Genomic DNA, 24,028 nt, shown 5'->3' with positions numbered 1-24,028 from the left:
GCTGACAGTATTTGCGCAGTCCGGTGCCCTCGCAAGGGCATCTCGCAGCTGGCCGGGCTCAGTCGGCGCGCACGAGCAGGTCGCCCACCTCGCAGTCCAGGGCGGCGCAGATCGCGGCCAGGGTCGAATACCGGATGGCTCTGGCCCGGTCGTTCTTGAGGACCGAGAGGTTGACCACGCTGACTCCGACAAGCTCGCTGAGCCTGGTGAGCGTCATCCCGCGCTCGATGAGCAGCGCGTCGAGACGGCAGTGGATGCCCGTGGCCTCGTCGTCAGCGGCGGGCGCCACTAGACGAGTCCGTCGGTCTCGCGTTGCAGACGCTGGCCGAGGGAAATGGCGGCGGCGGCGACGAGGAGCACAAGTCCGGTGCCGGCGGGTGCGAGGTCGACGAGGGTGGCCAGTGGCCAGAACCCGTCAGGGGCGTCGCCGTTCAGCTCGCCCGCGGCGATCATGCGGCCCAGCCCGCCGAAGCCCTGCCCGAGCACGGTGCCCAGGAGCAGTGCGTAGCCGACCAGCGCGACCAACCAGAAGACCGGACGGGTGAACGGCCGGCGGCGCAGCACGCTCCAGCAGAAATAGAAGACCGTCGCCGAGACCAGCAGTGTCGTGGCCAGCGCGGTGGAGCCCTCCAGGGTGAGCAGAAACCTGGGCAGTGCGCTGAGCCCGGTGACGGTGACCTCGGCCGATGCGAAACTGCCGCCGTGGATCTGCGCGGTGCCGCTTGACGCTGCCGGCGGCAGGGGAGCATCCGCGAAAAGTGTGACGACGAACCTGTCGGTGAGGAGCTGCCCGACCAGGGTGACGACGCCGATGCCGGTCGCCAGAAGCCCCGAGAGCACGGCACCGATCAGCACCAACCAGGTGAGAACCCTGCCGAGCCGGTGTTCGAGTCGGGACGTACGTGGCGCCCTCTCGGCCTGAGCCGTTTTCATCACGAGATGCTCCTAACGATTATCGATATGAATGTCGGTCCCGACCATATCGTTTATCGTTGTGCGAAGCAAGGGTCTCGGTCGAGCTGCCCCGCTGCGGTCCACCTGCCCCGGTGTGCCGGGGCAACTCGTCCGAACGGGGGCAGGTCGGGGGGGAAATGCCGCGGAACCGCCGGTGCTGCAGGAGACGGAGGCGAGCGCGCGAGTCACATCCGTCACGCCCATGGCGAACAGAGGCACGCATCCGGGCATCCGCTGGTTACTCTCTTTGTATCGGTGCCATAACCGCCCTGGCGCCAAGGGAGTGTTCATATGTTTGAGAGATTTACCGACCGAGCTCGTCGTGTCGTCGTCCTGGCCCAGGAAGAGGCCAAGATGCTCAACCACAACTACATCGGAACCGAGCACATTCTGCTCGGGCTCATCCACGAGGGTGAAGGCGTGGCCGCCAAGGCCCTGGAGAGCCTCGGCATCTCGCTGGATGCCGTGCGCGAACAGGTGCAGGACATCATCGGCCAGGGGCAGCAGCAGCCCACCGGGCACATCCCGTTCACGCCGCGCGCCAAGAAGGTCCTCGAGCTGAGCCTGCGCGAAGCGCTGCAGCTCGGCCACAACTACATCGGAACCGAGCACATCCTGCTCGGGCTCATCCGCGAGGGCGAGGGCGTGGCCGCCCAGGTGCTGGTCAAGCTCGGCGCCGACCTCAACCGGGTGCGCCAGCAGGTCATCCAGCTCCTTTCCGGCTACCAGGGGAAGGAGCAGGTGCAGGTGGGTGCGAACGAGACCGCGGCCAACCCCGCGGGCAGCCAGATTCTCGACCAGTTCGGGCGCAACCTCACCCAGGCGGCGCGCGACAACAAACTCGACCCGGTGATCGGGCGCGAGAAGGAGATCGAGCGGGTCATGCAGATCCTCTCCCGCCGCTCCAAGAACAACCCCGTGCTCATCGGTGAACCCGGCGTCGGCAAGACCGCCGTCGTCGAGGGTCTCGCCCAGGCGATCGTCAAGGGCGATGTGCCCGAGACGCTGAAGGACAAGCAGCTGTACTCGCTCGACCTCGGCTCGCTCATCGCCGGCAGCCGCTATCGCGGTGACTTCGAGGAACGCCTGAAAAAGGTCACCAAGGAGATCCGCACCCGCGGCGACATCATCGTGTTCATCGACGAGATCCACACCCTCGTCGGAGCCGGTGCCGCCGAGGGCGCCATCGACGCGGCCTCGATCCTCAAGCCCCTGCTCGCCCGCGGTGAACTGCAGACCATCGGCGCCACCACGCTGGATGAGTACCGCAAGCACTTCGAGAAGGATGCCGCGCTCGAGCGCCGCTTCCAGCCCATCCAGGTGAACGAGCCGTCGCTGCCGCACACCATCAACATCCTCAAGGGGCTGCGCGACCGGTACGAAGCGCACCACAAGGTGTCCATCACCGACGGCGCCCTCGTGGCCGCGGCCAACCTCGCCGACCGTTACGTCTCCGACCGATTCCTGCCGGACAAGGCCATCGACCTGATCGATGAGGCCGGCGCACGCCTGCGCCTGTCGATCCTGTCCAGCCCGCCGGAGCTGCGCGAATTCGACGAGAAGATCGCCGTGGTGCGTGCCGCCAAGGAAACCGCGATCGAGGACCAGGACTTCGAGAAGGCCGCGGGCCTGCGCGACGAGGAGAAGAACCTCCTCGGCGAGCGTCTGCGTCTGGAGAAGAAGTGGAAGTCCGGCGACGTCAAGACCACCGCGGTCGTCGACGAGGGCCTGATCGCCGAGGTCCTGGCCCAGGCCACCGGCATCCCCGTCTTCAAGCTCACCGAAGAAGAGTCCTCGCGGCTGGTCTTCATGGAGAAGGCACTGCACCAGCGCGTCATCGGTCAGGAAGAGGCCATCTCGGCGCTCGCCAAGACCATCCGTCGTACCCGTGCCGGCCTGAAGGACCCGAAGCGTCCGAGCGGTTCGTTCATCTTCGCCGGCCCCACCGGTGTCGGCAAGACCGAGCTGGCCAAGGCGCTCGCGGAGTTCCTCTTCGACGACGAGGCCGCCATGATCTCGCTGGACATGAGCGAGTACGGCGAGAAGCACACGGTCTCGCGCCTGTTCGGTGCCCCTCCCGGGTTCGTCGGCTTCGAGGAGGGCGGCCAGCTCACCGAGAAGGTGCGCCGCAAGCCGTTCTCCGTTGTGCTATTCGACGAGATCGAGAAGGCTCACCCCGACATCTTCAACTCGCTCCTCCAGATTCTGGAAGAGGGCCGGTTGACGGATGGCCAGGGGCGCGTGATCGACTTCAAGAACACCGTCATCATCATGACCACCAACCTCGGCACCAGGGACATCAGCGGCTCGCCCGTCGGTTTCCAGCTCGAGGGCGACACGGCCACCAGCTACGACCGGATGCGCGGAAAGGTGAACGAGGAACTGAAGAAGCACTTCAAACCCGAGTTCCTCAACCGCGTCGACGAGATCATCGTCTTCCCGCAGCTGTCCAAGCCCGAACTGGTGCAGATCGTGGACCTGTTCATCAAGCGCCTGGGCGACCGGCTGCTCGACCGCGACATGACCATCGACCTCACCCTCGCGGTGAAGGAGCACCTCATCGAGGTCGGCTTCGACCCCGCCCTGGGCGCCCGGCCGCTGCGTCGCGCGATCCAGCGTGAGGTGGAGGACCGCCTGAGCGAGAAGATCCTGCACGGCGAACTGAACGCCGGCGACCACGTGCACGTGGACTTCGTCGACGGGGAGTACGTGTTCACCACGACGAACCGCAACGAGGCCGTCTCGGTGGGCATCAACACCGCCGCGGCTGTCGGCACCGGACCGGGCACGCCCGATCTGGCCATCACCAGCGAATAGAGACACCAGCACCACACGAACGGCCCGGCGGACCTCCGCCGGGCCGTTTGTCGTCCGCCCCTAGACTTGACCTTTCGGCACATCAGAATCGGTCGCGGCTGGCGGCCAGGAGAGCGGGCGGACGTGACACACCAGGAGTTCATCGTGCGCCGGGCGCAGACCCGCGACGTGCCGCTCATCCAGGCCCTCGTCGAGCCCCTCGTGCAGCAACGCATCCTGCTCGGCAAGGACCGCGTGGTCTTCTACGAGGCCGTGCAGGAGTTCCGCGTGGTCGAGGACCTGGACGGCAACCTGGTCGGTTGCGGCGCCCTGCACGTGATGTGGGAGGACCTCGGCGAGGTGCGCACTCTCGCCGTGTCCGAGGACTGGCTCGGGCGCGGTATCGGGCACGCGCTCATCGGCCGCCTGGAGGCGGACGCCCGGGAACTGGGCCTGACGCGCCTGTTCTGCCTCACCTTCGAGGTGGACTTCTTCACCCGGCACGGGTTCGTCGACATGGGCACCGAAACCGTGGACCCCGCCATCTACGCCGAGCTGGTGCGCTCACCGGACGAGGGCGTCGCGGAGTTCCTCGACCTCGCCCGCGTCAAGCCGAACACCCTCGGCAACACCCGGATGCTCAAGCGCCTCGCCTGAATGACCAGGCCCGCTCAGATGTGGGCGCCGTCGGCATTTCTCTGCTCATCTGAGCATGTTGCCTTCGCGTAACCAACCGGACATGGACGGTCGTTAGGCTGCCCTCCAAGCACTCCGGCCGACCTGCAACTCTCGTGCGCCACCCGCTCCGGCGGTGATGGTGGCGCGCCCACTCGCACGTTCGGCGTGCCCACAACCCGAGCTCCACCGCGTCTTAACCTGCGCCTGCCCTGCACCCTGTTCCGTCACACCGTTCATCGCACCCACCCAGGAGACTCCATGTCGCTCGCCCCGCCCCGCCCGCTTCGGCTGGCCCTCGCTTCCCTGATCGGAGCGTGCCTCGCCGTCGCGCCGGTCGTGGCGTTCCCCGCCCAGGCCAACACCGCCGGCACCGGCGTCGTCATCAACGAGGCCTACCTCAGCGGAGGCAGCAAAGACGCCGCATTCGCGACCAAGTTCGTCGAGCTGTACAACCCCACGGATGCCGCCATCGACCTCTCCGCCTGGTCGTTGCAGTACCGCAAGGCCACCGGCGTCCTCGCCGACAAGCCGAGCGCCGTCGTCGCCCTCACCGGAACGATCCCGGCCAAGGGCTACTACCTCGTCTCCGGCGGCTCGAACGGTACCACCGGGGCGGCGCTCCCCACCCCGGACCAGGTCTCCACGCTGAGCCCGAGCGGCACCACCGGCACCCTGATCCTCGCCAAGTCCACCACGGCACTCACCACCCTCGACTCCGGCGATTCGGCGGCCAACCCGGACGTGATCGACCTGGTCGGCTACGGCGCCTCCCTCACCTTCGAGGGCGCCGTCGCGCCGGCGCCGAGCTCCAACACCGACGTCAAGTCGCTCAACCGAAGCGCCGCCGCCGACACCGACAACAACGCCGCAGACATCACCCTGTCGGCCACGATCACCCCCACCAATTCGGCCGGCCCGACCGGAGGAACACCCACACCGGCCCCGACCGACCCTCCCGTCGTCATTCCCACCCCGACCCCCACCCCGACGACGGCCCCGCCCACCGACACCACCGCGATCAGCGCCATCCAGGGCGCCGCGGATGCCAGCCCGCTGGCCGGCAGCACCGTGAAGACCGTCGGCGTCGTCACCGCCGCCTACCCCACCGGCGACTTTGCCGGCTTCTACCTGCAGACCCCCGGCACCGATGGTGCCAACAATCCGGCGTCCCACGGCATCTTCGTCTACACCAAGACCCTCGGCGTCGACGTCGCCGTCGGCGACTACGTGAGCGTCACCGGCGCTGTCAGCGAGTACTACGGCCTCACCCAGCTGACCATCAACGCTCTCGGCGACATCACCCGGCTCGACGGCGCCGGCATCACCGCCCCGGTCGCCGCCGAACTCCGGCTCCCGGCCACGGACGCAGACCGTGAACGCCTGGAGGGCATGCTCGTCGCCCCCGTCGGTGCGTTTACGGTGACGAACAACTACACCACCAACCAGTACGCCGAAATCGGCCTCGCCGCCGGCACGACGCCCCTGGTCAACCCCACCGTCACCGACCGCCCCGGCAGCGCCGGTTACACGGCCGCCATCGCCGCCAACGCGGCACGGGCAGTCACCCTCGACGACGGCGCGAGCACCAACTACCTCAGCTCGTCCAACAAGGGCCTGCCGGTTCCGTACCTCTCCACCACCGCCCCGGTACGCATCGGCGCCGCGGTCACCTTCACCAAGCCGACGATCCTCGACTACCGCAACAGCGCCTGGAAGCTGCAGCCGACAACAGCCCTGGTGCCCGCCAACGCCGCCACCGTGCAGCCGGCCACCTTCGAGAACACCCGCAGCTCGGCGCCGGAGAAGGTGGGCGGCGACATCCGCCTGGGCACCTTCAACGTGCTGAACTACTTCTCCACCACCGGGGACACCCTCACCGGGTGCCAGTACTACACCGACCGTGCCGGCGCCAAGATCACCGTGAGCGGCGGCTGCGACGCCCGCGGCGCGGCGGACCAGGCGAATTTCCTGCGCCAGCAGGCCAAGATCGTCGCGGCCATCAACGCCCTCGACGCGCAGGTCATCTCACTCGAAGAAATCGAGAACTCGGCAGTCTTCGGCGCCGACCGGGACACCGCCCTGGCCACCCTGGTCGCCGCGTTGAACGCCGACCTCGGCCAGGATGCCTGGGCGTTCGTGCCGTCCCCGGCCGCGCTGCCGGCCAACGAAGACGTCATCCGCACCGCCTTCATCTACCAGAAGGCAGCTGTTGAAACCGTGGGCGGATCCACGATCCTCACCGGATCCGCCGCGTTCAGCAACGCCCGCCAGCCGCTCGCCCAGGCCTTCCAGCTGGTCGGCGATACCGGCAGCCGCTTCCTCACGATCGTCAACCACTTCAAGTCCAAGGGGTCGGGCACCGGCGTGGACGCCGACATGGGCGACGGTCAGGGCGCCTCGAACGCCTCCCGCGTCAACCAGGCGACCGCGCTGGTCGCGTTCGCCGACACGATGTCGGCTCAGTCCGGCATCGACAGGGTGTTCCTCACCGGCGACTTCAACGCCTACGACCAGGAAGACCCGATCAAGGTGATCACCGATGCCGGCTACCTGAACCAGGAAGCCAAGAGCGGCGAATACACCTACGCGTTCGGCGGGTCGGTCGGTTCGCTCGACCACGTCTTTGCTTCCCCCGAAGCGGATGCCGTCGTGAGCGATGTGGACGTCTGGAACATCAACTCGGTCGAATCCGTGGCGCTGGAATACAGCCGGTACAACAACAACGTGACCGACTTCTATGTCGCAGACGCCTTCAGGTCCTCGGACCACGACCCGGCGATCCTGGGCCTGAACCTGGCGAGCCCGACGGAGCCCACCCCGGTCCCGACGACGGAGCCCACCCCGGTCCCCACAACGGCGCCGACCCCGGTCCCGACGACCGAGCCCACCCCGGTTCCCACGTCGACGCCCACCGTCCCGGCAGTCACCGCACCGACACTTGCCCCGACCGCGGCGCCGGAGAGTGCCCTCACCGCCGCCCTCCGCGACAAGATCAGCACCAACGCGTCGCGCTACCCGGTCGGCTCCGCGATCACCATCACGGCCGGTGCCACGTATGCCGGTGACTTCGTGTCGGCGTGGGTGCGCTCCACCCCGGTCAACCTGGGTGGCTGGCTGCAGGTCAGCGCTGCGGGCACCGTGACCACGGCGCTGCCGACGGACCTGGCCGCGGGCACGCACCGCATCATCCTGCAGGATGCAGCGGGCGCGGTCATCGGCTGGACCGAGATCACGGTCGTGGCTCCCGGTTCGGCAGCGGCCGGAACGCTCGCCAGCACGGGTGTGGAGAGCGCCCCACTGCTGGCCGGGGCCCTGCTCCTGCTGCTGCTCGGCGCGCTGCTCGCTCGACGTCGCCGCTCCACCCTGCCGAGCGCCTAACCGACCGGCCCGAGCGGGCGTCCCCCAGCCGGGGGCGCCCGCTCCCCATCGCTCAGAAGTTGGCCTCGTCTGCCCTCCTGTGCTCATCTGAGCAAGTTGCCTCGCCGTAACCCGCCGGACATCCGGCGTCGTTAGGCTGCCCCCACAGTCAGTCCGTCCGGTGTTGTCGCCGATTGTCACGCGCGCCACACCGGCCCTTCACCTGCATCCCCGTCACCCCACGGCACCACTTTCGAGGAGAACAATGTCGCTCAATCCGTCCCGCCCGCTTCGGCTGGCCTTCGCTGCAGTGATCGGAGCGTGCCTGGTGGGCGCTCCCGTCGTCGCCGTCCCGGCCCTCGCGGCCCCGGCCACTGTGCAGCTCAACCTGCTGAACATCAACGACTTCCACGGGCGGATCGACCTGAACACCGTGAAGTTCGCCGGAACCGTGGAGACCCTGCGCGCCCAGTTCCCCGACAGCACCCTGTTCCTCTCTGACGGGGACAACATCGGCGCCTCGCTCTACGCCTCCGCCTCGCAGAAAGACACCCCGACCCTCGACGTGCTCAACGCCCTCGAGCTGTCGGCCTCCGCGGTCGGAAACCACGAGTTCGACCAGGGCATCGCCGACCTCACCGGACGGGTCACCGACGAAGCCGACTTCGACTACCTCGGCGCCAACGTCTACCAGGCCGGCACCCAGACCCCGGCCCTGCAGGAATACGCGATCCAGGACGTCAAGGGCGTCAAGGTTGCCGTCATCGGCACCGTGACCGAGGAGACCCCCACCCTGGTCGCGCCCAATGGCATCTCCACGGTCAGCTTCGGCGACCCCGTCGACGCGGTCAACCGCGTTGCCGGCCAGCTCACCGACGGCGACGCCGCCAACGGCGAGGCCGACGTCATCATCGCCGAATACCACGAGGGCGCCGGCGCCGGAACCGTGGAGAACGCCACCCTCGAGCAGGAATTGGCCCTCACCGACAGCGCCTTCGCCAAGATCGTCACGAAGACCTCAGCGGCGGTGGACGCCATCTTCACCGGCCACACCCACAAGCTGTACGCCTGGAACGCCCAGGTGCCTGGCGCAGCGACGGGCGTGACCCGCCCGGTCCTGCAGACCGGCAGCTACGGCGAGAACATCGGCCAGGTCGTGCTCAGCTACGACCCCGCCACCAAGGCCACCACCACGGTGACCAACCAGAACGTCAAGCGCAGCACCACCGCCGACGCCGACCTCGTGACCGCGTTCCCGCGGGTCGCCGCGGTCAAGTCGATCACGGATGCAGCGCTCGCCCAGGCGGCCGTCACCGGCAACGTGAAGGTCGGCTCCCTCACCGCCCCCATCAGCCGGGCCTCCATCGGTGGGGCCAGCCCCGTGGTCGAAGACCGTGCCGCACCGTCGACCATGGGCACCCTGGTCGCCAACTCCCTGCGCGAGTCCCTGGCCGACCCGGCCAAGGGCGGCGCCGAGATCGGCATCGTCAACCCCGGCGGCATGCGCGCCGAGCTCTCCACGACACCGGACTCCGACATCAGCTTCTCGGAGGCCAACGCCGTCCTGCCGTTCCTGAACAACCTGTGGACCACCACCCTCACCGGTGCGCAGTTCAAGGTCGCGCTCGAACAGCAGTGGCAGCTCGACAGCAAGGGCGCCGTGCCGAGCCGCCCTTACCTGCAGCTGGGACTCTCCGACAACGTGAACTACACGTTCGACGCGACCCGCGCTCAGGGCGACCGGATCACCGGCATCTGGATCGACGGCGCACCCATCGACCCGACCCGCGGCTACCGGATCGGTTCGTTCAACTTCCTGCTCACCGGCGGCGACAACTTCCGCATCTTCACCCAGGGCACCGGCACCCGCGACTCCGGTCTGGTCGACCGGGACGCCTGGATCTCCTACATCACGGCCAAGAGCCCACTGTCGCCGTCGTTCAAGGCGCTGCAGGCATCCGTGACCGGCGTTCCGGCCACCGCCGTGAAGCCCGGTGACTCGGTGAGCTTCACCGTGGGCCAGCTCAACCTCACCTCGCTGGGCTCGCCGAAGAACACCGAACTCGCCGTCACCTGGGCTGGCAGCAAGACGGTCTTCGCTCCGGCATCCGTCGACACCACCGGCGCCGCAACGGTCACCGTCACCGTGCCCGCCGACGCCGCGGCCGCCAGCGAGATCACCCTCACGGCCAAGGAATCCGGCACCACGGTGCGGGTACCCCTGGCCGTCACCGTTCCGGTGACGGAGCCGACCCCGGTCCCGACGCCCGAGCCGACCACGGAGCCGACCCCGGTCCCGACCACGGAGCCGACCCCGGTCCCGACCACGGAGCCGACCCCGGTGCCGACGACGGCTCCGACCCCCGCCCCCACCGAGCTTCCCCAGACCGGATCGTCCGCTCCCACGAGCGCACCGACGGCCGCGGCCGAGTCCGCTCTGACCAAGGCCCTGCAGAACAAGATCACGGTCAATGACTCCACGGTGGCCGCCGGGGACAAGCTCACCATCGGCGTCGGAACCGCGTTCGCCGGTCAGTACGTCTCCGTCTGGGTTCGCTCCACGCCGATCAACCTGGGCGGCTGGCAGCGGGTCAGCGCCGCGGGCACCGTCGCCGCGGTGGTGCCGGCCGGCCTCGCCGCTGGTACGCACAGCATCATCGTGCAGGACGCCGCGGGCGCCGTGATCGGCTGGACCGAGATCACCGTCGCCGGCGTCACCCCGGCCGGGACACTCGCCCAGACCGGACTGGACGCCAGCCCGTGGCTGGCCGGCGGCGCGCTGATGCTGCTGCTCGGTGCGGTTCTGGTGAGTCGTCGCCGGGTTTCGATGGATTCATAACCGACACGCAGAGCATTACCGGCGGCGCCGGTAGACCTCGCTAGCCTGGAACCATGTCGACGATCAAGCATCCCGTCGGCCCCCAGGCCAGCACCGTCTACCGGCGCCGTCGTTTGGTGGTCGGCCTCGGTGTGCTCGCCGTGCTCCTGATCGTCATCCTGATCGTCGTGCGCCCCGGCGGCGGCAGTGACCCGGCATCGACGGCGGCGCCGACGCCGACCGGAAACGCGGCCGATCCGGCAACTACCGCCGACCCGGCCGCCCCCGATGCCGCCGGCGCGGCGTGCGACCCTGCGGCCGTGCAGGTCGAGGCGATCACCGACCAGGACGCCTACGACGCGGGCGACGAGCCCGAGCTCTCCCTGAGCGTGACCAACACCGGCAGCACACCCTGCACCCTGAACGCCGGCACCGCGACGCAGGTGTTCACGATCACCAGCGGCGCCGACGTGTACTGGTCCTCCACCGACTGCCAGTCCGACCCCGCAGACGCCGAGGTCACCCTGCAGCCAGGCGTCGCGGTGAGCACCAAGACGCCGCTCACCTGGGACCGTACCCGGTCCAGCCCGGAGACCTGCGAGATCATCGACCGGGAGCCCGTGCCCGGCGAGGGCGCGTCGTACTACCTCTCGGTGAGCGTGGGCGGCGTCGAATCGGCCGGCCCCACCCAGTTCCTGCTCAACTGACCGCCGCCTGAGCGGTGTTCGCTCCGGGCTGAGGCCTCGAGTGGCCCCGCTCCGGCCGTGAATGATTGAATGGAGCACGTGACAGACGCGACTTCAGATACCCGATCCGATGCCCTGGCCAGCGCCCTGGCCAGGCAGGATGTGGCGGCGGTGGCGTATGCGCTCCGCAACGATGTCGTGATCGCGCCGCTGCTCGTGGTGAAGGGCTCCGCCGAGCAGGTGCGGGTCTTCGGCCGGGAGGGCAGCGACAAGCGCACCCTGCTGCTCTTCTCCTCCGGCGAGAACTACGCCCGGATGATCCCCGACGAAGTCGATCCGCAGGTGATGGTGGCCGACGGTCAGTGGCTGAGAGAGTTTCTCACCGTGCACAGCGAGACCCTGGAGATGGTGTTCTTCGACGTAGCCGGCCCCGCTGTGATGCAGGCGGCTCCGGCCGACCTGCTGCGCGCGCTCGGACCGATCCAGCCGTCGACGGACTGACCCGAACCGCTACCGGAACGCGTCGTCCAGCTCGGCGTCGCGCCGCGAAATACCCGTGCCCAGTGCCCGGTTCACCGCGGTCTGCACGGTGCTGCTGGACGCGTCAATACGGGTGCTGAAGCCCATCCGGGCGGCCTCGGCGGCGCGCTGCTTGGCCGCGGACACCGGACGGATCTCACCGGCCAAGCTGATCTCGCCGAACGCCACCACGTTGTGCGCTATGGGTTCGTCCTTGAGCGCCGACGCGACCGCGATCGCGATGGCCAGGTCCGCGGCCGGTTCCACCAGCCGTACCCCGCCCACCGTGGACACGTACACGTCCTTCTTCGAGAGCGGATAGCCCGCCCGCTTCTCCAGCACCGCCAGCAGCATCGCCACGCGGGACCCGTCCACGCCGTTGGTCACCCGGCGCGGGTTGGGCATGGCGGTGTCGATCACCAGCGCCTGCACCTCCACCGGCAGGGCGCGACGTCCCTCCATTGCCACGGTCACGCAGGTGCCGGAGACCGCGGCGGTGCCGCGGCTGAGGAACAGCCCGCTCGGGTCAGCGACCTCGCTGATGCCGTCACCGGTCATTTCAAAACAGCCCACTTCGTCGGTGGAGCCGAAGCGGTTCTTGAGGGCCCGCACGAACCGCAGCGCGGTGTGCCGGTCGCCCTCGAACTGACACACCACATCCACCAGGTGCTCCAGCAGCCGCGGGCCGGCAATGGTGCCGTCCTTGGTGACGTGCCCCACCAGCAGCACGGGCAGGTTGCGGTCCTTGGCGAGCCGGATGAGCGTGGACGCCACCTCGCGCACCTGGCCGGGCTGCCCGGCCTGGCCGTCGTTGAGGGAGCTGGACACCGTCTGCACGGAGTCGATGATCACCAAGTCGGGCTTGACCGCGTCGATCTGGCCGAGGATGGTGGCCAGATCGGTCTCGGCGGCGATGAAGAGTTCCGGCTGCAGTGCCCCGGTGCGTTCGGCGCGCAGGCGCACCTGCGCCACCGACTCCTCGGCGCTGACGTAGAGCACCCGAGACTTGGCTACGGCCGCCTTGGACGCCACTTCGAGCAGCAGGGTGGACTTGCCCACCCCGGGCTCGCCGCTGAGCAGGATCACCGAGCCGGGCACGATGCCGCCGCCGAGGACCCTGTCGAACTCGTTGATGCCGGTGGGCCAGTGCGCCACCGCCGTCGTGTCGACGTGGGTGATCGGCCGGGCCACGCCGGTGCCGCTCACAACGGAGGGAGCGACCGACCGGCTGATCCCAGACTTCTCCGCGGTTTCCACCACGGTTCCCCATTGCTGGCATTCGCCGCAGCGGCCCGCCCATTTCAGGGTGGTCCAACCACACTCGGTGCAGCGGAAGTTGGAGACGGGTTTAGCCATGCTGCGAGCCTAGCCGCGGCCGCCGACACGCCTCACTCGGTCAGGGCCTCCTGGGGGACCCGTCGGGCCACGGCCGAGCTGAGCAGGGGAAGAAAGGCCTCCGCCCAGGTGCGGTAGCCGCGGTCGTTCGGATGGAACATGTCGTTGGCCACCTGCGTCAGCACGCTCCGCCAGCCCTGTCGTTTGGTGGTGGCGTGCAGCGGCACGACGGTGAGGCCGTGCTCGGCGGCCACGTCGCGCACGATCTGGTTGGCCACGGCCACCTTGCGTTCATTGTGGGGCAGGTGGAAGCACGGCAAGTCGGCCACGAGGGCGTGCGGCGGCAGGGCCGCGAACACCGTGCGAATGCCGGATTCGAAGCGTTCCGCATCCCACTGGGCGATGTCGTTGGCGCCGATGGCGACGGTGACGAAGTCGGGCTGCAGCTTGGCGAACCGCGGCAGCTGGTCGCGCACGGCCAGCTCCACGGTGGCCCCTGAGACACTGAGGTTGATCACCCGCAGGGTGCGGCCTGTGGCCAGACGGATGTGGTCGGCCAGGATGCCGACATAACCACGGTTGGGCGTGCTGGCGCCGATGCCCTGCGCGGCACTGTCACCGATGGCCACGTAAAGCAGGTCGCCCTTCTCCGTGGCGTGGGTGCGCCACCAGAGCGAATTGATCGGCAAGGTCTCGTTGAGCTCGGCGGCGTTCGCGGCCAGGTGCAGCTTGAAGCGCCTGTAGTTGGCGACCGCCACCGCTGTGATGCCGGCGGTGGTGGCCAGGGCGCCGGCGGCGAGGGCAAGAGTGCGGGGAGTGGAACTGTCGTTTGTCACCCCGCGAGAGTACCGCCGGCCTCTGACAATTGCCCGGATTGGCGCCGGACCCCTCCTCTCAACTACAATCGCTCTCGGTACCGTGTCCGAGCGGCCGAAGGTGCAACTCTCGAAAAGTTGTGTGGGGGAGACTCCACCGTGGGTTCAAATCCCACCGGTACCGCCACAGAAAACCCCCTGCATCCCAGTGTTTCATTGGGAAGTAGGGGGTTTCTTAGTTTCCGATTGCCTCATACGGACGCGGATTGGACACATCTGAAAACCGTTTTGCGTTATCGAGAGCTACCGAGACAGCGCAGGACGCGACGGGCATGGGAGAGTGGGCGCGCCAACGGCGCAGCACTACGTGCGGGTTCGCGTCTGCACGCTCGTGCGGATGTCGCCGGTTTCGATGTTCTGGCGAATGAGCTCCTGACGCATCTGTTGGAAGACCGGTGCCACACCAGTAGGATCTGCGATCGTCAGAATTGCAGCGAACTGCACGCCGGATTCCGGGGGCTCCTCGTCAAAACGCGGCAGGTAGTCAACGGCAAGCTTCCAGTTTGACGACGGACCGAGACTTGTCATGCGTCGGTGGAATGACTTGACCACCTGCCATTTGAGGGCTTCGTCCATGAGCTCCTTCTCCGCGTGTGGTTCGCCGGAGCTGGCACGGGGAGCATTCACCGGCTGGAGACGGTTTTGGAAGCCCCCATCCCGTTTCTGCTGCATCAACCGGGCGCCGACGTTCATTCGTACACGCTCAGCGCCGTGCTCGTAGGCAAGGAGTGGTCTGGCCACCACGGTGAGCCGAGCATCCCCGCGGCACTTGCCGTCATTCACGAGCGCGTCGGGCCACGCGAATTCGAGCTCAGCATCCTCTTTCGGGCGCAGGACACTGTCCACAACGAGGGTGATCTCGGAATCGGCGCGCTGCAGCATCTCATCGGCAGAAATGGGCACGCCGAATCCAACTAGGTTTCGCGCAACATGCTTGAGGTCCTTGTGGGTGAAGAGCTCCGGCGTGCGAGCGTAGTGCACGAGGAGAGCGAGGAGCACTTCCCTTGAGACGTCGCCATCGATGAGCGAGTCGAGGTCGGCGAGGCTCCGCGCGACGAGTGGAGCGGCATAACTGGTGCCGGCTTCTGCGACGAGGGCGCCAGATTCATTCACTGACACCAGCCCGGATCCCTCTGTCGGGGTGGGAGTGCCGGATCCGCCGATGTGTCCGAAGTCAGGCTTTATTGCTCCTCTGAGGCCCGGGCCGCGCTTGCTGTACCGCGCCGGAGCGAAGGGAACGTGGTTTTCGAGACCGGGCGGATTCAGGGCCGATACGGAAACGTTGTAGAGACTTTCTCCTGGCTCGGCAAGCACCCCTGCGGTGTCGCTGACAAGGCTCGCAAGCGCGGTCGCGTTGTCTGGAGACCACTCAGTTCGGAACTGAGCAAGCGACAGGTTCCCAGCCGAGATGACCACAATAACGTCGTGGGCAGCCGCGATCTGGTCTAGGCGACGAGCTACGTATCCATAGCGGTTCGGTTCCCCGGGAGCGGTGAAATTCATGCTGAAGTTGAACACTCGCACGCCGTGATTTCGACGAAAATCACCGATGGCAGCTTCGATCTCGTCCATGAAGTCTGGGACGCCACCTGGGTAGTAGCCATCGAACGGCAAGCCCGTTTGTCCGGGGTCGTTCGGCAGCACATCGATATCGAATATCCGGCACCCGTGGGGCTGCGCGAGGTACCAATTGAGCGTTCCGGCGGCAACGAGCAAGCCCGAGATGAAGGTACCGTGCCCGAGCTCACGGTCTTGCGGAGCAAGCTGCCCCCAGCGGTTCTCGACCCATGCCCCGATGGCATCGCTGACGCCGCCGTCGATCACACCAACGGCCGAAGCTGACGTTTCTTGGCCCCGCTCGAACGTTGTGCTGGGAGCACTGGACCCAAGGGCGAACGATGCTGAAGTGGATGGTGTGATGACCGGAGGGAGAAGGATCTGGCGGACCATTGGGTTAGCTTCGATGGCGGTCAGCGCCTCGTGGTGAGCGGTCGGTTCGAGAGTGATGACCGTGCTAGCAGCGGGAAAGCGCTCCAGCTGTCCACCTGCACCACGTGGCTCGAACGTCAGCTCCCCGACGTTCCCGTCAGCTGTAACTCGCGAGTGCAATACAAGTGGACCGGCGCTACCCAACACCTCAGCACTGACGCCGACCGCGACAAGGGCCGAGCGGAGCTCCAACAATGCAGCGGCTTCGGCGGCTGCAAGCGTCCGATCGTGAGTGGCGCTGGCGCGGGGGAACAACTCAACGAGGTAGGCGCCTCCGGTCCCGGGGCGGCTCATCCAAGCCGCACCAGTCTCTGCGCTGAACGCTCGCTTGTTCTCGTCGGACCACAAGGAGATTGACTCGATCGCGGACGCCTCACAGCGGTTCCGACTCGGGTTCGGGCGCGGCTCGCCGCTGGCATTCTGACGCACTTCAACAACAGTCTCAGCTTGCTCGATCGCGTCGATGACGAGTTGAAGCGCTGCAGGTGTCGCCGCGAAAATCGGTTCACCGATGTCTGCAGTGGCCACGTGCGGAGTCCACCGGGAGCGGAAGATCTTCTTTTGCGGTCGATGTGATTTGGCGATCGCCTGGCCGGCCATCGTCACTTTGACGTGGCCGAGGCCGAGGCCGCCGATCTCAAGCCCAGCGATGATATGCCTGACCGAAGCCGCCAGCGACGCCCTGTGCGCGGCGAAGGCTTCGTTCCGTCCGGCGAAGAAATCACGTCCGTGACCCACCGGGGGCGTACGTTCACGATCGATATTGATCGTCCGTGGATTCAGGATGATCTGTACTGGTTCATTCGCCACTGTTCGGGCCTTCCCCTACGAATTCACTCAGCCGTCGCTGAATAGTCTTGGTACTGCATTTGAAGAGCTGTGCAAGCTCGGCGTGATTAAAAAGACCATCAGCCGTGGCGAGCTCAACAGTTAGAGGTGCTTCATCGAGCTCGATCTGACGTCTGCGATCGGACTCGACGCGTATAGATGTAGATCGCGCCACTTGGAGCGCTGTTTCGATGGGCGCAGCGTTGGGGTCGTCGCGGAGTAGGCGACGCTTGCGGTACTTCGTAGCCATTGTTTGCACTTCAGCCCCGGACGCACCGTCACACAGCCACGCAATGAGCTTGGCCTCGGCGGTGAGCCCATCATCAAGCAGCCGGCTTGCGATCACTGTTCGTTGTTCGAGACCTGGCAAGGGAACGGCGAGCTGAACCTCAAATCGACGCCAGATTGCCGGGTCGAGGAGCATCTCGTGGTTCGTGAGACCGATGGTGACGCCTCGCCCCTCGCGAGCATCCATGTTCTGAAGCAGCGCGTTCACAACGCGTTTTATCTCACCCACTTCATTTGGATCGTCGCGCAACTTGGCAATCGCGTCGAACTCATCGAGTACGAGTACGCATTCGTAGCGGTTAGCGAAGTCGAAGAGCGAGCCAAGGTTCCGAGCGGTGTTACCGAGGAAGGAGCTGATCAAACCATCCAAGCGCGCAACCACCACGGGAAGATGTAATTGCTGAGCGAGCCACATCGCGACCGTGGTCTTCCCTGTACCTGGCGCACCGTAGATCAAAAGCGATTGCGATGGCTGCATGCCGGCCTCGAGTAGTTGGTCGGCCTTCGCCCATTCACGTACGAGCGCATCAACATTGTCCTGCACGGATGCCGGAAACAGCGGCAGCGTCGCGTCGAGCGCCTCTGGCATGTACACGGTCGCTAGCGGGGCAGCCGAATCTTTGTCAACGGGCACGCGGACGCTGGCCGTCATGCGTTCCCCAGCGGCAATAGTGCTGCGCTTCATCCGGCTTGGCGCGAGCTTGGTCGATCGCTCACGGCTGTTCAAGAGCTGAACCAACGCCGCGGCGTCGCGGTCATCTCCTGCGTCCGTCATTGCTGCGGCAAGCCGCTCTACTTGGTGGCGTAGTGGCTCGCTATCGTGCGCCAGAGCGACACGGATAAGAGATTTTAGGATAGAAAAGTGCTGCATGTGGACAGCCTAGCCCCGACAGAGGACAAAGAAGAACCGGATTTGGACACTCGCGTAGGCGAGCGGTGAGGCTCTGCTCTTTTCGCGATATGAGACGCCCGACCGAACCTCGTTCTCCGTGGCACATGGACAAGGAGACGACGTTCAATCCGTAGCTGGACGTGATGTACCTAATTGAAAGTTTGAGCAGTGGGGGCTCGCTGCGATAAGCGATCCGAGTGGACAGACCGGTCGCATTTCACCCACCTCTACAGAGAGCTACCGTGCGAGCACTCTCGTCACCCTCCGTGGCGACGCGAAGCGGGGAAGCGGTGTCTATGGAGAAAGCTGGGAGACGCTCGGAGGCGTTCGCGAAGCAAACCACAATCTTCCAGGCGGCATTTCCGCCCAGGCCTATTAGTAGCTCGAAGAGTCCCCTCTGACGTCATCCGCGCTTGGCGAGGATTCCACTCGGCATCCATCGAACCGCCTGGCGTGCCTCTCTCTGCTCACAAAGGGCTCGGGGGTTCAGATTCCGAATGGCGCTTTCGGACGTGAACTGGATACATCTGAATCTCGCTTCGCGTTGTCGAGAGCTACCGAGACAGCGTCTAGGTCGTCATCGAAGAGATCTGCATAAGTGTCGAGGGTCATCGCGGCGGAGGCGTGGCCGAGCATCCGTTGGACTGCTTTCACATTCGCACCCGACGAAACGGCCAGGCTTGCAGCCGTGTGACGCAGATCGTGGATGGTCACCCGCGGAAAGGCTTTGTCTACGAGTTGCGCCTTCGCTACTGCGGCGACGAACCAGCCGCGCCGTCCGTCGGGCTGCGCCTGGTGCACGAGCCCTGCCCCGAACACCAGCGCATCATGGCCCTTTCCCTCGCATTGCCGCGCCAGGGGGATGGACAGGAACTCTGGATAGGGCACGCTTCGGGCCTCGTGTGATTTTGGAGTGCCGACGATCACATGACCGCCGACGTTGACGGCGTTCTCCTGCACCCTCACGCGCCGCCTGAGAGCGTCGAGGTGTTTGAGGCGCAGTCCAGTCGCCTCCCCCCAACGCAGGCCCGTGTAGGCGAGCATGAGGACGAGTGTTGAGTGTCTGCCCGCGTTGTCTGCGAGCAACTGCACCCGGTCGTGCGAGAGGTATACGCGGGCCTTGCCGGTCTTGCGGGGGAGGGCGACGCCTCGGGCGGGGTTCGAATGTAGGCGCCGGTCTTTCACGGCGGCGTCGAGGATCGCGGCGAGGACTCCGTAAGCCCGAAGAACTGTCGTCGCGCCTTTTCCGGCCATCTCACCGGTGCCGGTAGTCATCGAGGAAACCCACGCCTGCACCGTCGTGTGGCGGATATCACCGATCGCGACCCGGCCCCATGCTGGCAGCACATAGAGTCGCCAGGCTATCTCGACGGGACGAAGAGACGACGGTTTCAGGTGCGTCTGGGAGGACAACCACGCCGTTCCGAGCGTTGACACGGCGGTTCGACTCTCGCTGGCATCGATCCACTGGCCTCGGGCCTTCGAGACCTCATTCTCGGCGAGGTAGAGTTCCGCAGACTTCTTGGTCGTGAATCCGCGCTTCGCGGCCTGGGAGTGGTCCGGTTTTCGGTACCGGACCCGGTAGCGCTTTCCCGCGTTTGTCGCATAGCTCTCGATCGATCCCATGACTACTCTCTTCTGTCTTCTTGCCGCACAGGCGGTGAGGTGTGCCTCGGCCTCTCCTGGGTCCGTGTGGTTGGAGTGTGATCTTGAGCGTCATCCCCAACGTCAATCCCTTTCGGTGAGATCCATACCTAGCGATTCCGCGGTCCGAACAGTTATTCGCAGAATCTGTTCGGACTGGGCGGCGCGGATCCTTAGTTCTTCCAAGTGATTTTCGATTTGCACATTGTTTCGCCCGTTATCTTGCATGTTGACGCGAGCATGATCGACGTTCTCTACGGTCGCTTTTGCGGCCAGGCCGGCGATGCGATATTCGCGCGCAACGTACATCTGCTGCACCTCTGGAAGCAGCTCTCGGTAGTTGTCCGTACCAAATGCCAGGGGCGCGTAAGCGGCTGGCTCAGTTAGCCAGTCGTCAAGGTCGTTGTTGGTCGCGCCGCTGAAGTTCGGCCCGAGGCCGGTAATGGTGGCTTCGCGATTCGGGTGCGAGAAGTCGAGAAGCAACACAAGCGGAGAAACGCCGATTGCGTAGGCGATCTCAAACAGGTGAACGACCGACATGTCGGCCTTTCGCCCTGCCTCAATGTTCTTGATCACCGCCGCAGTCACGGTCGGGCTGCCGATAGCAGTTGCGAGATCCTCGCGGCTGTTGAATCCGGCCGCGCGCCGAAGCCGCCGAATACGAGTCCCGATTGGCTCAGTAGGCGACTGTCCCAAATTGATCCCTTTCATCACTCATTTGTACCACCATGATCACTTATTGACAATCTTGTTTTTCAGACGGCTTTCGCCGGGCAGTGGTCATATCGGGAGGACTGAGTCATGGATATCGCACAGGAATTGCTAAACCCAATGCAGGTAAGCAAATGGACCGGATTGAGCCGCGGAGCATTGGCTCAGTTGCGCTACAAGGGGCAGGGGCCGGCGTTCATCAAGTTGACGCCGAAGACCGTGCGGTACCTTCGTGCCGACGTTGAGCGTTGGATTCGCGCCTCTGTGCAACACAGGACGGGGGAGCCGGTCCATTGAGCTGCGTGAGGCCTGGTTGCGTCGTGTCGGCCGAGAGCCTGTGCGCGGCACAGCGGGTGGAAGACGGGAAGCCGTGGGTGCGCGCCTAGCACTTGAGGCCTTTGCGTTCGCCAATATGGCCAATCTTCAGTCGGCGCGACCCAAAGCCAAGCTGGCACTCGCTCCCACCGCGAGGGTGCTGCTCGTTTACATGGCACTTCGAGCCCTCGATGACGAGTCACCATCCGGTCAACAGGCGAGACGGTCATTCATGCGGCGGTCCGAACTCGGCCTGGCAATCGGAAGATTCATGCCGGACAGGGAGCCGCCGGAATCGGCTGATGTGGATTTACGTCGGGCGTGGGAAGCCGACGATCAAGCCATCAAGCGCGCCCTGCGGGAACTGAAGGCAGTTGGCGCGATACGCGAAATCAGACCGGCACGAGCTGGCCGCACTGCGGAATTTGAACTCACCCTTGGTGTCATTTCCAGGGGTACGGATTCTCAGTGGCGGAGGGGTACACATTCCGATCGCGGCCGTGGGGTCTCGAGTCAGCTGCGAGTGGAATGACGTCCCCCTCGCAGGTACGAAAAGTAAGCGACCAGGGGTACGAATCCACGACCTTTAAGCGGTCGGAAACAGTACCCCCTAAGAGAACGGAAGAACCATGAAGAACCACATTGAGAACAAGATCACCCAAGGCGGGCAACCAGACTGGGGAATCTCTCAGCGGCCGGCCTTCTCCGCTATTCATCGAGTCTGCACACCGGGAAAGGCCCACGAAGGCGAGCCGAACTTGCAGGCTGGTCTACCGCCTGCCATTGCCGTTCTTGCGCATCCGGTGAGGCTTCTCCAAGTGTCTCGGTTTGGAGCAAGCTATAGGTTTAGGTGCCCTAAACCGCTTGAAGGCGTCCGTCCTCCAGCTTCCGAGTTCGCTGCGCTGGGCTTCTGGACCGAGACGCGACCCGATGTCTAAGCCGGCGAGCAGCACGGGCAGACCGCAGCGTCAACAAAATGTTGAGGGCGGTCGCGGACATCGGTACGTTGTCAAAGTCAACGACGATGAGAGCGCAGCTCTCGAGTCTGAAGCAGACGCTCAGGGGGTCACAGTTGCCCGCCTGATGGTCGAAATGGCACTGGCGAGGGACACGGGGTCAGACTCGCAAATGGCCAGCCTCACGATAACGGAAAAGCGTGATCTGATCACCGCGTTGTGGAGTCTGAAAACGGCCATCGGGGGAGTCGCGGTCAACATCAATCAGGTAGCGCGATACGCGAACGAGACGCAGACTTTCCCGGCTGAGGCGAACGAACTGATGCGTGTCGGGCGCGAAGTCCTCGTCCGAGTCGAAGAGTTCCTCGCGGAGTTTCACCCACAGTCGAAGCTGGCCCAAGCGCGAAAGGACGTGGCGGCCAGGACGGTTTGGCTCGACAAAGGATGGGCTTCGCACGTCGCCTCCAACCGTCGCCCGGGGCGCCTGCAGCCAACCACCGTAACCAAGCCACTGGAGGCGGAACATTGAGATCAGAACAATCAAAGCGACGCGCTGATGCGGGTCGTCGTCCAATCGGATTCGTCCTAGCTGCCGTCTTTCTTTCGATCGTGGCGCTCGCTGGCCTGGTTCTCACCGTCCTTCGCTTTGCTGAATCGGACGACACTCCGGCTGCTGGAGTTGGTGAGAGTGGTTCGGCAGCGAAGCTCGACGGGTCCGCGAATTGCCCGACTCTGGATCTTCAGTCAACTGTTGTCCTGACGGAACTGGCCAGCGCCCAATGGTCGATGGTGGGGGCCGTGGCGGCACCCCACATTCAGGGAGTCGGGCCCATGGAGGTGTCCGCGAACGGCGTCCCGCGCTGTTTCGCAGAGACTCCGGCAGGGGCTGTCCTTGCTGCCGCGAACTTCATCGCGTTTGGGACTGGGAGACCTGACCTGGGCGCAGAACTGGCGGCCTCGGCTATCGTTCCAGGCCTCGGACAGAACGCCGCTATCGAAGCCGCAGGAGCAGCACCCGTTTCGTCCCCGGGTGCCGTTCAGATCGCTGGCTATCGCCTTGATCGCTATGACCCCCAATCGACTGATATCGCTCTCGCCGTGCGCGCGGACGACGGCTCGCTTGCGAGCGGTGATCTGGTCCTGAAATGGAGTCAAGGTGACTGGAAGCTGATCGTGGACCCTGGAACGGGGCGGCTCCCCGAGCTTCGAACGCTTGCCAGCCTCGGGGGCTTCACTCCCTGGGGGATTGGCTGATGGCCTGCGCTCCGATCGACTGGGGCTGCCAGCTCGCCGAGGCGCCAGGCGAGTGGCTAAAAAGTGCAGCGGGGCAGAGCATCCAAGCCCTGGCTGACGCGATCAGTCAGAGCGTGGGGCAGACACTCGCGACACTGGGATCCGTGTGGGCAACTGTGCCGACGCCGGACCTTATTGGAGGAAGCTCGGCCATCGCGGTGACCTCGCCAGTGAGCACCGAATTTGAGACGCTCCTGTCATGGTCGATGTGGATCTCACTGGCGATCTGCATGCTCAGCCTTTTTGTCGTGGGGGTGCGCCTGGTTATTCGACCTAAAGAGGCCGCAAGCTCGATATCTCGGCTCGGCGTGGTGCTCGGGGCGGTCCTTCTGATGAGCGCGGCAGTAGGCGTAGTCAGCGTTATTCTGCAAAACCCTCGTACGACGAACGCGTCATCGTCGGTGGCGTTTATCCAGTCGTCGCTGACCTATTACGTGGGAGGCATGGCAATCCTTTCCATCATCATCGGCGGGGGACGAATGGCTTGGCATCAGCGACTCGGGCCAGGACGCGATCTGTTCCAAAGCCTTCTCACGCTGACCGTCGTGTCCGGTGCCGGGCTCGCCGCCATTCAACTGGCCGTCGTCTCGGCCGATAGCCTCGCGAGCTGGATTCTGTCGTCATCGACAGAGGGAACTGACTTTGGGCAGAACCTCGTCACTCTCATGGCACTGTCAGGTACCGCGACGGGCGCTTTAGGGCCGATAGTCGTCATCGTTCTGGGCTTGATTGCGATGTTGGCGTCCCTCGTCCAGATCGCATTGATGGTTGTTCGAGGTGGGATGCTGGTTCTTCTGGCCGGCATCTTTCCTCTCGCTGCAAGCTTTACTAACACTGCCACTGGCAAAGCCTGGTTTCAGAAATGCATGTCGTGGTTGATCGCATTCATCCTCTATAAGCCCGCAGCTGCCATCGTTTACGCAACGGCGTTCCAGCTGGTGGGAAGTGATCTCTCAATCGGTGACGAAACGGGATTACTGAAGATCGTCACCGGCTTAGCCTAAATCCACCGATCGGGATCGGAATCTAGCGGCGCGTTAAACAGAGAATGCCCGTCTTATCAGGGAAAATTGTACTTACCACAGTAACAATTC

18 protein-coding genes and 1 tRNA gene are annotated in these 24,028 nt (G+C 65.3%); 11 read left to right on the top strand and 8 right to left on the bottom strand.

Annotated features, from left to right (window positions below):
* Nucleotides 1–58: 58 nt before the first annotated feature.
* On the bottom strand, nucleotides 59–289 hold the full coding sequence (locus RCH12_RS11770) for a helix-turn-helix domain-containing protein (RefSeq protein ID WP_327016979.1): 231 nt from the start codon (nucleotides 287–289) through the stop codon (nucleotides 59–61).
* Nucleotides 289–936: a hypothetical protein gene (locus RCH12_RS11765; protein WP_133163719.1), complete on the bottom strand. Its 648-nt coding sequence runs from the start codon at nucleotides 934–936 to the stop codon at nucleotides 289–291. The genes RCH12_RS11770 and RCH12_RS11765 overlap by 1 nt, the downstream gene beginning before the upstream one ends.
* Before the next feature lie 309 nt (nucleotides 937–1,245).
* Here RCH12_RS11765 and RCH12_RS11760 point away from each other — a divergent pair, with 309 nt between their 5' ends.
* From RCH12_RS11760 to RCH12_RS11735, 6 genes are all read left to right on the top strand, one after another.
* Complete coding sequence (locus tag RCH12_RS11760) at nucleotides 1,246–3,771, top strand: ATP-dependent Clp protease ATP-binding subunit (protein WP_327016978.1); 2,526 nt, start codon at nucleotides 1,246–1,248, stop codon at nucleotides 3,769–3,771.
* 123 nt (nucleotides 3,772–3,894) lie between these two features.
* A complete protein-coding gene (locus tag RCH12_RS11755; RefSeq protein ID WP_103430205.1) occupies nucleotides 3,895–4,407 on the top strand; it encodes an amino-acid N-acetyltransferase in 513 nt (170 codons plus the stop codon).
* Nucleotides 4,408–4,686: 279 nt separating this feature from the next.
* Nucleotides 4,687–7,806: an ExeM/NucH family extracellular endonuclease gene (locus RCH12_RS11750; RefSeq protein WP_327016977.1), complete on the top strand. Its 3,120-nt coding sequence runs from the start codon at nucleotides 4,687–4,689 to the stop codon at nucleotides 7,804–7,806.
* A 244-nt stretch (nucleotides 7,807–8,050) separates the two neighbouring features.
* Nucleotides 8,051–10,624, top strand: coding sequence for a bifunctional metallophosphatase/5'-nucleotidase (locus RCH12_RS11745; RefSeq protein ID WP_327016976.1), 2,574 nt, complete (start codon nucleotides 8,051–8,053; stop codon nucleotides 10,622–10,624).
* A 53-nt stretch (nucleotides 10,625–10,677) separates the two neighbouring features.
* Nucleotides 10,678–11,310: a DUF4232 domain-containing protein gene (locus tag RCH12_RS11740; protein WP_327016975.1), complete on the top strand. Its 633-nt coding sequence runs from the start codon at nucleotides 10,678–10,680 to the stop codon at nucleotides 11,308–11,310.
* Nucleotides 11,311–11,388: 78 nt separating this feature from the next.
* Nucleotides 11,389–11,790 carry an SseB family protein gene (locus RCH12_RS11735; protein WP_442784577.1) on the top strand — a complete coding sequence of 134 codons (402 nt, stop codon included), beginning with the start codon at nucleotides 11,389–11,391 and terminating at the stop codon, nucleotides 11,788–11,790.
* A gap of 9 nt (nucleotides 11,791–11,799) precedes the next feature.
* Here the strand turns inward: RCH12_RS11735 and radA are convergent, their stop codons facing one another.
* Entirely contained in the window at nucleotides 11,800–13,164 is a 1,365-nt protein-coding gene (gene radA, locus RCH12_RS11730) for a DNA repair protein RadA (protein WP_327016973.1), read from the bottom strand.
* A 32-nt stretch (nucleotides 13,165–13,196) separates the two neighbouring features.
* Nucleotides 13,197–13,979: an SGNH/GDSL hydrolase family protein gene (locus tag RCH12_RS11725; protein ID WP_327016972.1), complete on the bottom strand. Its 783-nt coding sequence runs from the start codon at nucleotides 13,977–13,979 to the stop codon at nucleotides 13,197–13,199.
* Between the two features lie 76 nt (nucleotides 13,980–14,055).
* Between RCH12_RS11725 and RCH12_RS11720 the strand changes: the two genes are divergently transcribed.
* Nucleotides 14,056–14,145: transfer RNA gene (locus tag RCH12_RS11720), tRNA-Ser, on the top strand.
* A 176-nt stretch (nucleotides 14,146–14,321) separates the two neighbouring features.
* Here the strand turns inward: RCH12_RS11720 and RCH12_RS11715 are convergent.
* The 4 genes from RCH12_RS11715 to RCH12_RS11700 all read right to left on the bottom strand — a co-directional run bounded on the left by RCH12_RS11715 (nucleotide 14,322) and on the right by RCH12_RS11700 (nucleotide 20,370).
* A complete protein-coding gene (locus RCH12_RS11715; protein ID WP_327016971.1) occupies nucleotides 14,322–16,817 on the bottom strand; it encodes a S8 family peptidase in 2,496 nt (831 codons plus the stop codon).
* Nucleotides 16,807–17,994, bottom strand: a complete 1,188-nt coding sequence (locus RCH12_RS11710) for an AAA family ATPase (RefSeq protein ID WP_327016970.1) — start codon at nucleotides 17,992–17,994, stop codon at nucleotides 16,807–16,809. Before RCH12_RS11710 ends, RCH12_RS11715 begins: the two co-directional genes overlap by 11 nt.
* 507 nt (nucleotides 17,995–18,501) lie before the next feature.
* On the bottom strand, nucleotides 18,502–19,641 hold the full coding sequence (locus RCH12_RS11705; RefSeq protein ID WP_327016969.1) for a site-specific integrase: 1,140 nt from the start codon (nucleotides 19,639–19,641) through the stop codon (nucleotides 18,502–18,504).
* A 102-nt stretch (nucleotides 19,642–19,743) separates the two neighbouring features.
* Nucleotides 19,744–20,370, bottom strand: a complete 627-nt coding sequence (locus tag RCH12_RS11700; RefSeq protein WP_327016968.1) for a helix-turn-helix domain-containing protein — start codon at nucleotides 20,368–20,370, stop codon at nucleotides 19,744–19,746.
* A gap of 90 nt (nucleotides 20,371–20,460) precedes the next feature.
* On the opposite strand from RCH12_RS11700, the gene RCH12_RS11695 reads away from it, so the two are divergent.
* The 4 genes from RCH12_RS11695 to RCH12_RS11680 all read left to right on the top strand — a co-directional run bounded on the left by RCH12_RS11695 (nucleotide 20,461) and on the right by RCH12_RS11680 (nucleotide 23,938).
* A complete protein-coding gene (locus RCH12_RS11695) occupies nucleotides 20,461–20,667 on the top strand; it encodes a helix-turn-helix transcriptional regulator (protein ID WP_327016967.1) in 207 nt (68 codons plus the stop codon).
* Nucleotides 20,668–21,813: 1,146 nt separating this feature from the next.
* The gene (gene mobC, locus RCH12_RS11690) at nucleotides 21,814–22,170 is read left to right on the top strand and encodes a plasmid mobilization relaxosome protein MobC (RefSeq protein ID WP_327016966.1); all 357 of its coding nucleotides are present in this window, start codon (nucleotides 21,814–21,816) and stop codon (nucleotides 22,168–22,170) included.
* A 302-nt stretch (nucleotides 22,171–22,472) separates the two neighbouring features.
* Nucleotides 22,473–22,895 carry a hypothetical protein gene (locus RCH12_RS11685; protein WP_327016965.1) on the top strand — a complete coding sequence of 141 codons (423 nt, stop codon included), beginning with the start codon at nucleotides 22,473–22,475 and terminating at the stop codon, nucleotides 22,893–22,895.
* The gene (locus RCH12_RS11680) at nucleotides 22,895–23,938 is read left to right on the top strand and encodes a hypothetical protein (protein ID WP_327016964.1); all 1,044 of its coding nucleotides are present in this window, start codon (nucleotides 22,895–22,897) and stop codon (nucleotides 23,936–23,938) included. The genes RCH12_RS11685 and RCH12_RS11680 overlap by 1 nt, the downstream gene beginning before the upstream one ends.
* Nucleotides 23,939–24,028: the final 90 nt, after the last annotated feature.

It is taken from the genome of Cryobacterium sp. MP_3.1 (genome assembly GCF_035984795.1).
In the GTDB taxonomy this organism is placed as follows: Bacteria; Actinomycetota; Actinomycetes; order Actinomycetales; family Microbacteriaceae; genus Cryobacterium; species Cryobacterium zongtaii.
This window is presented reverse-complemented; position numbering and strand designations above follow the sequence as displayed.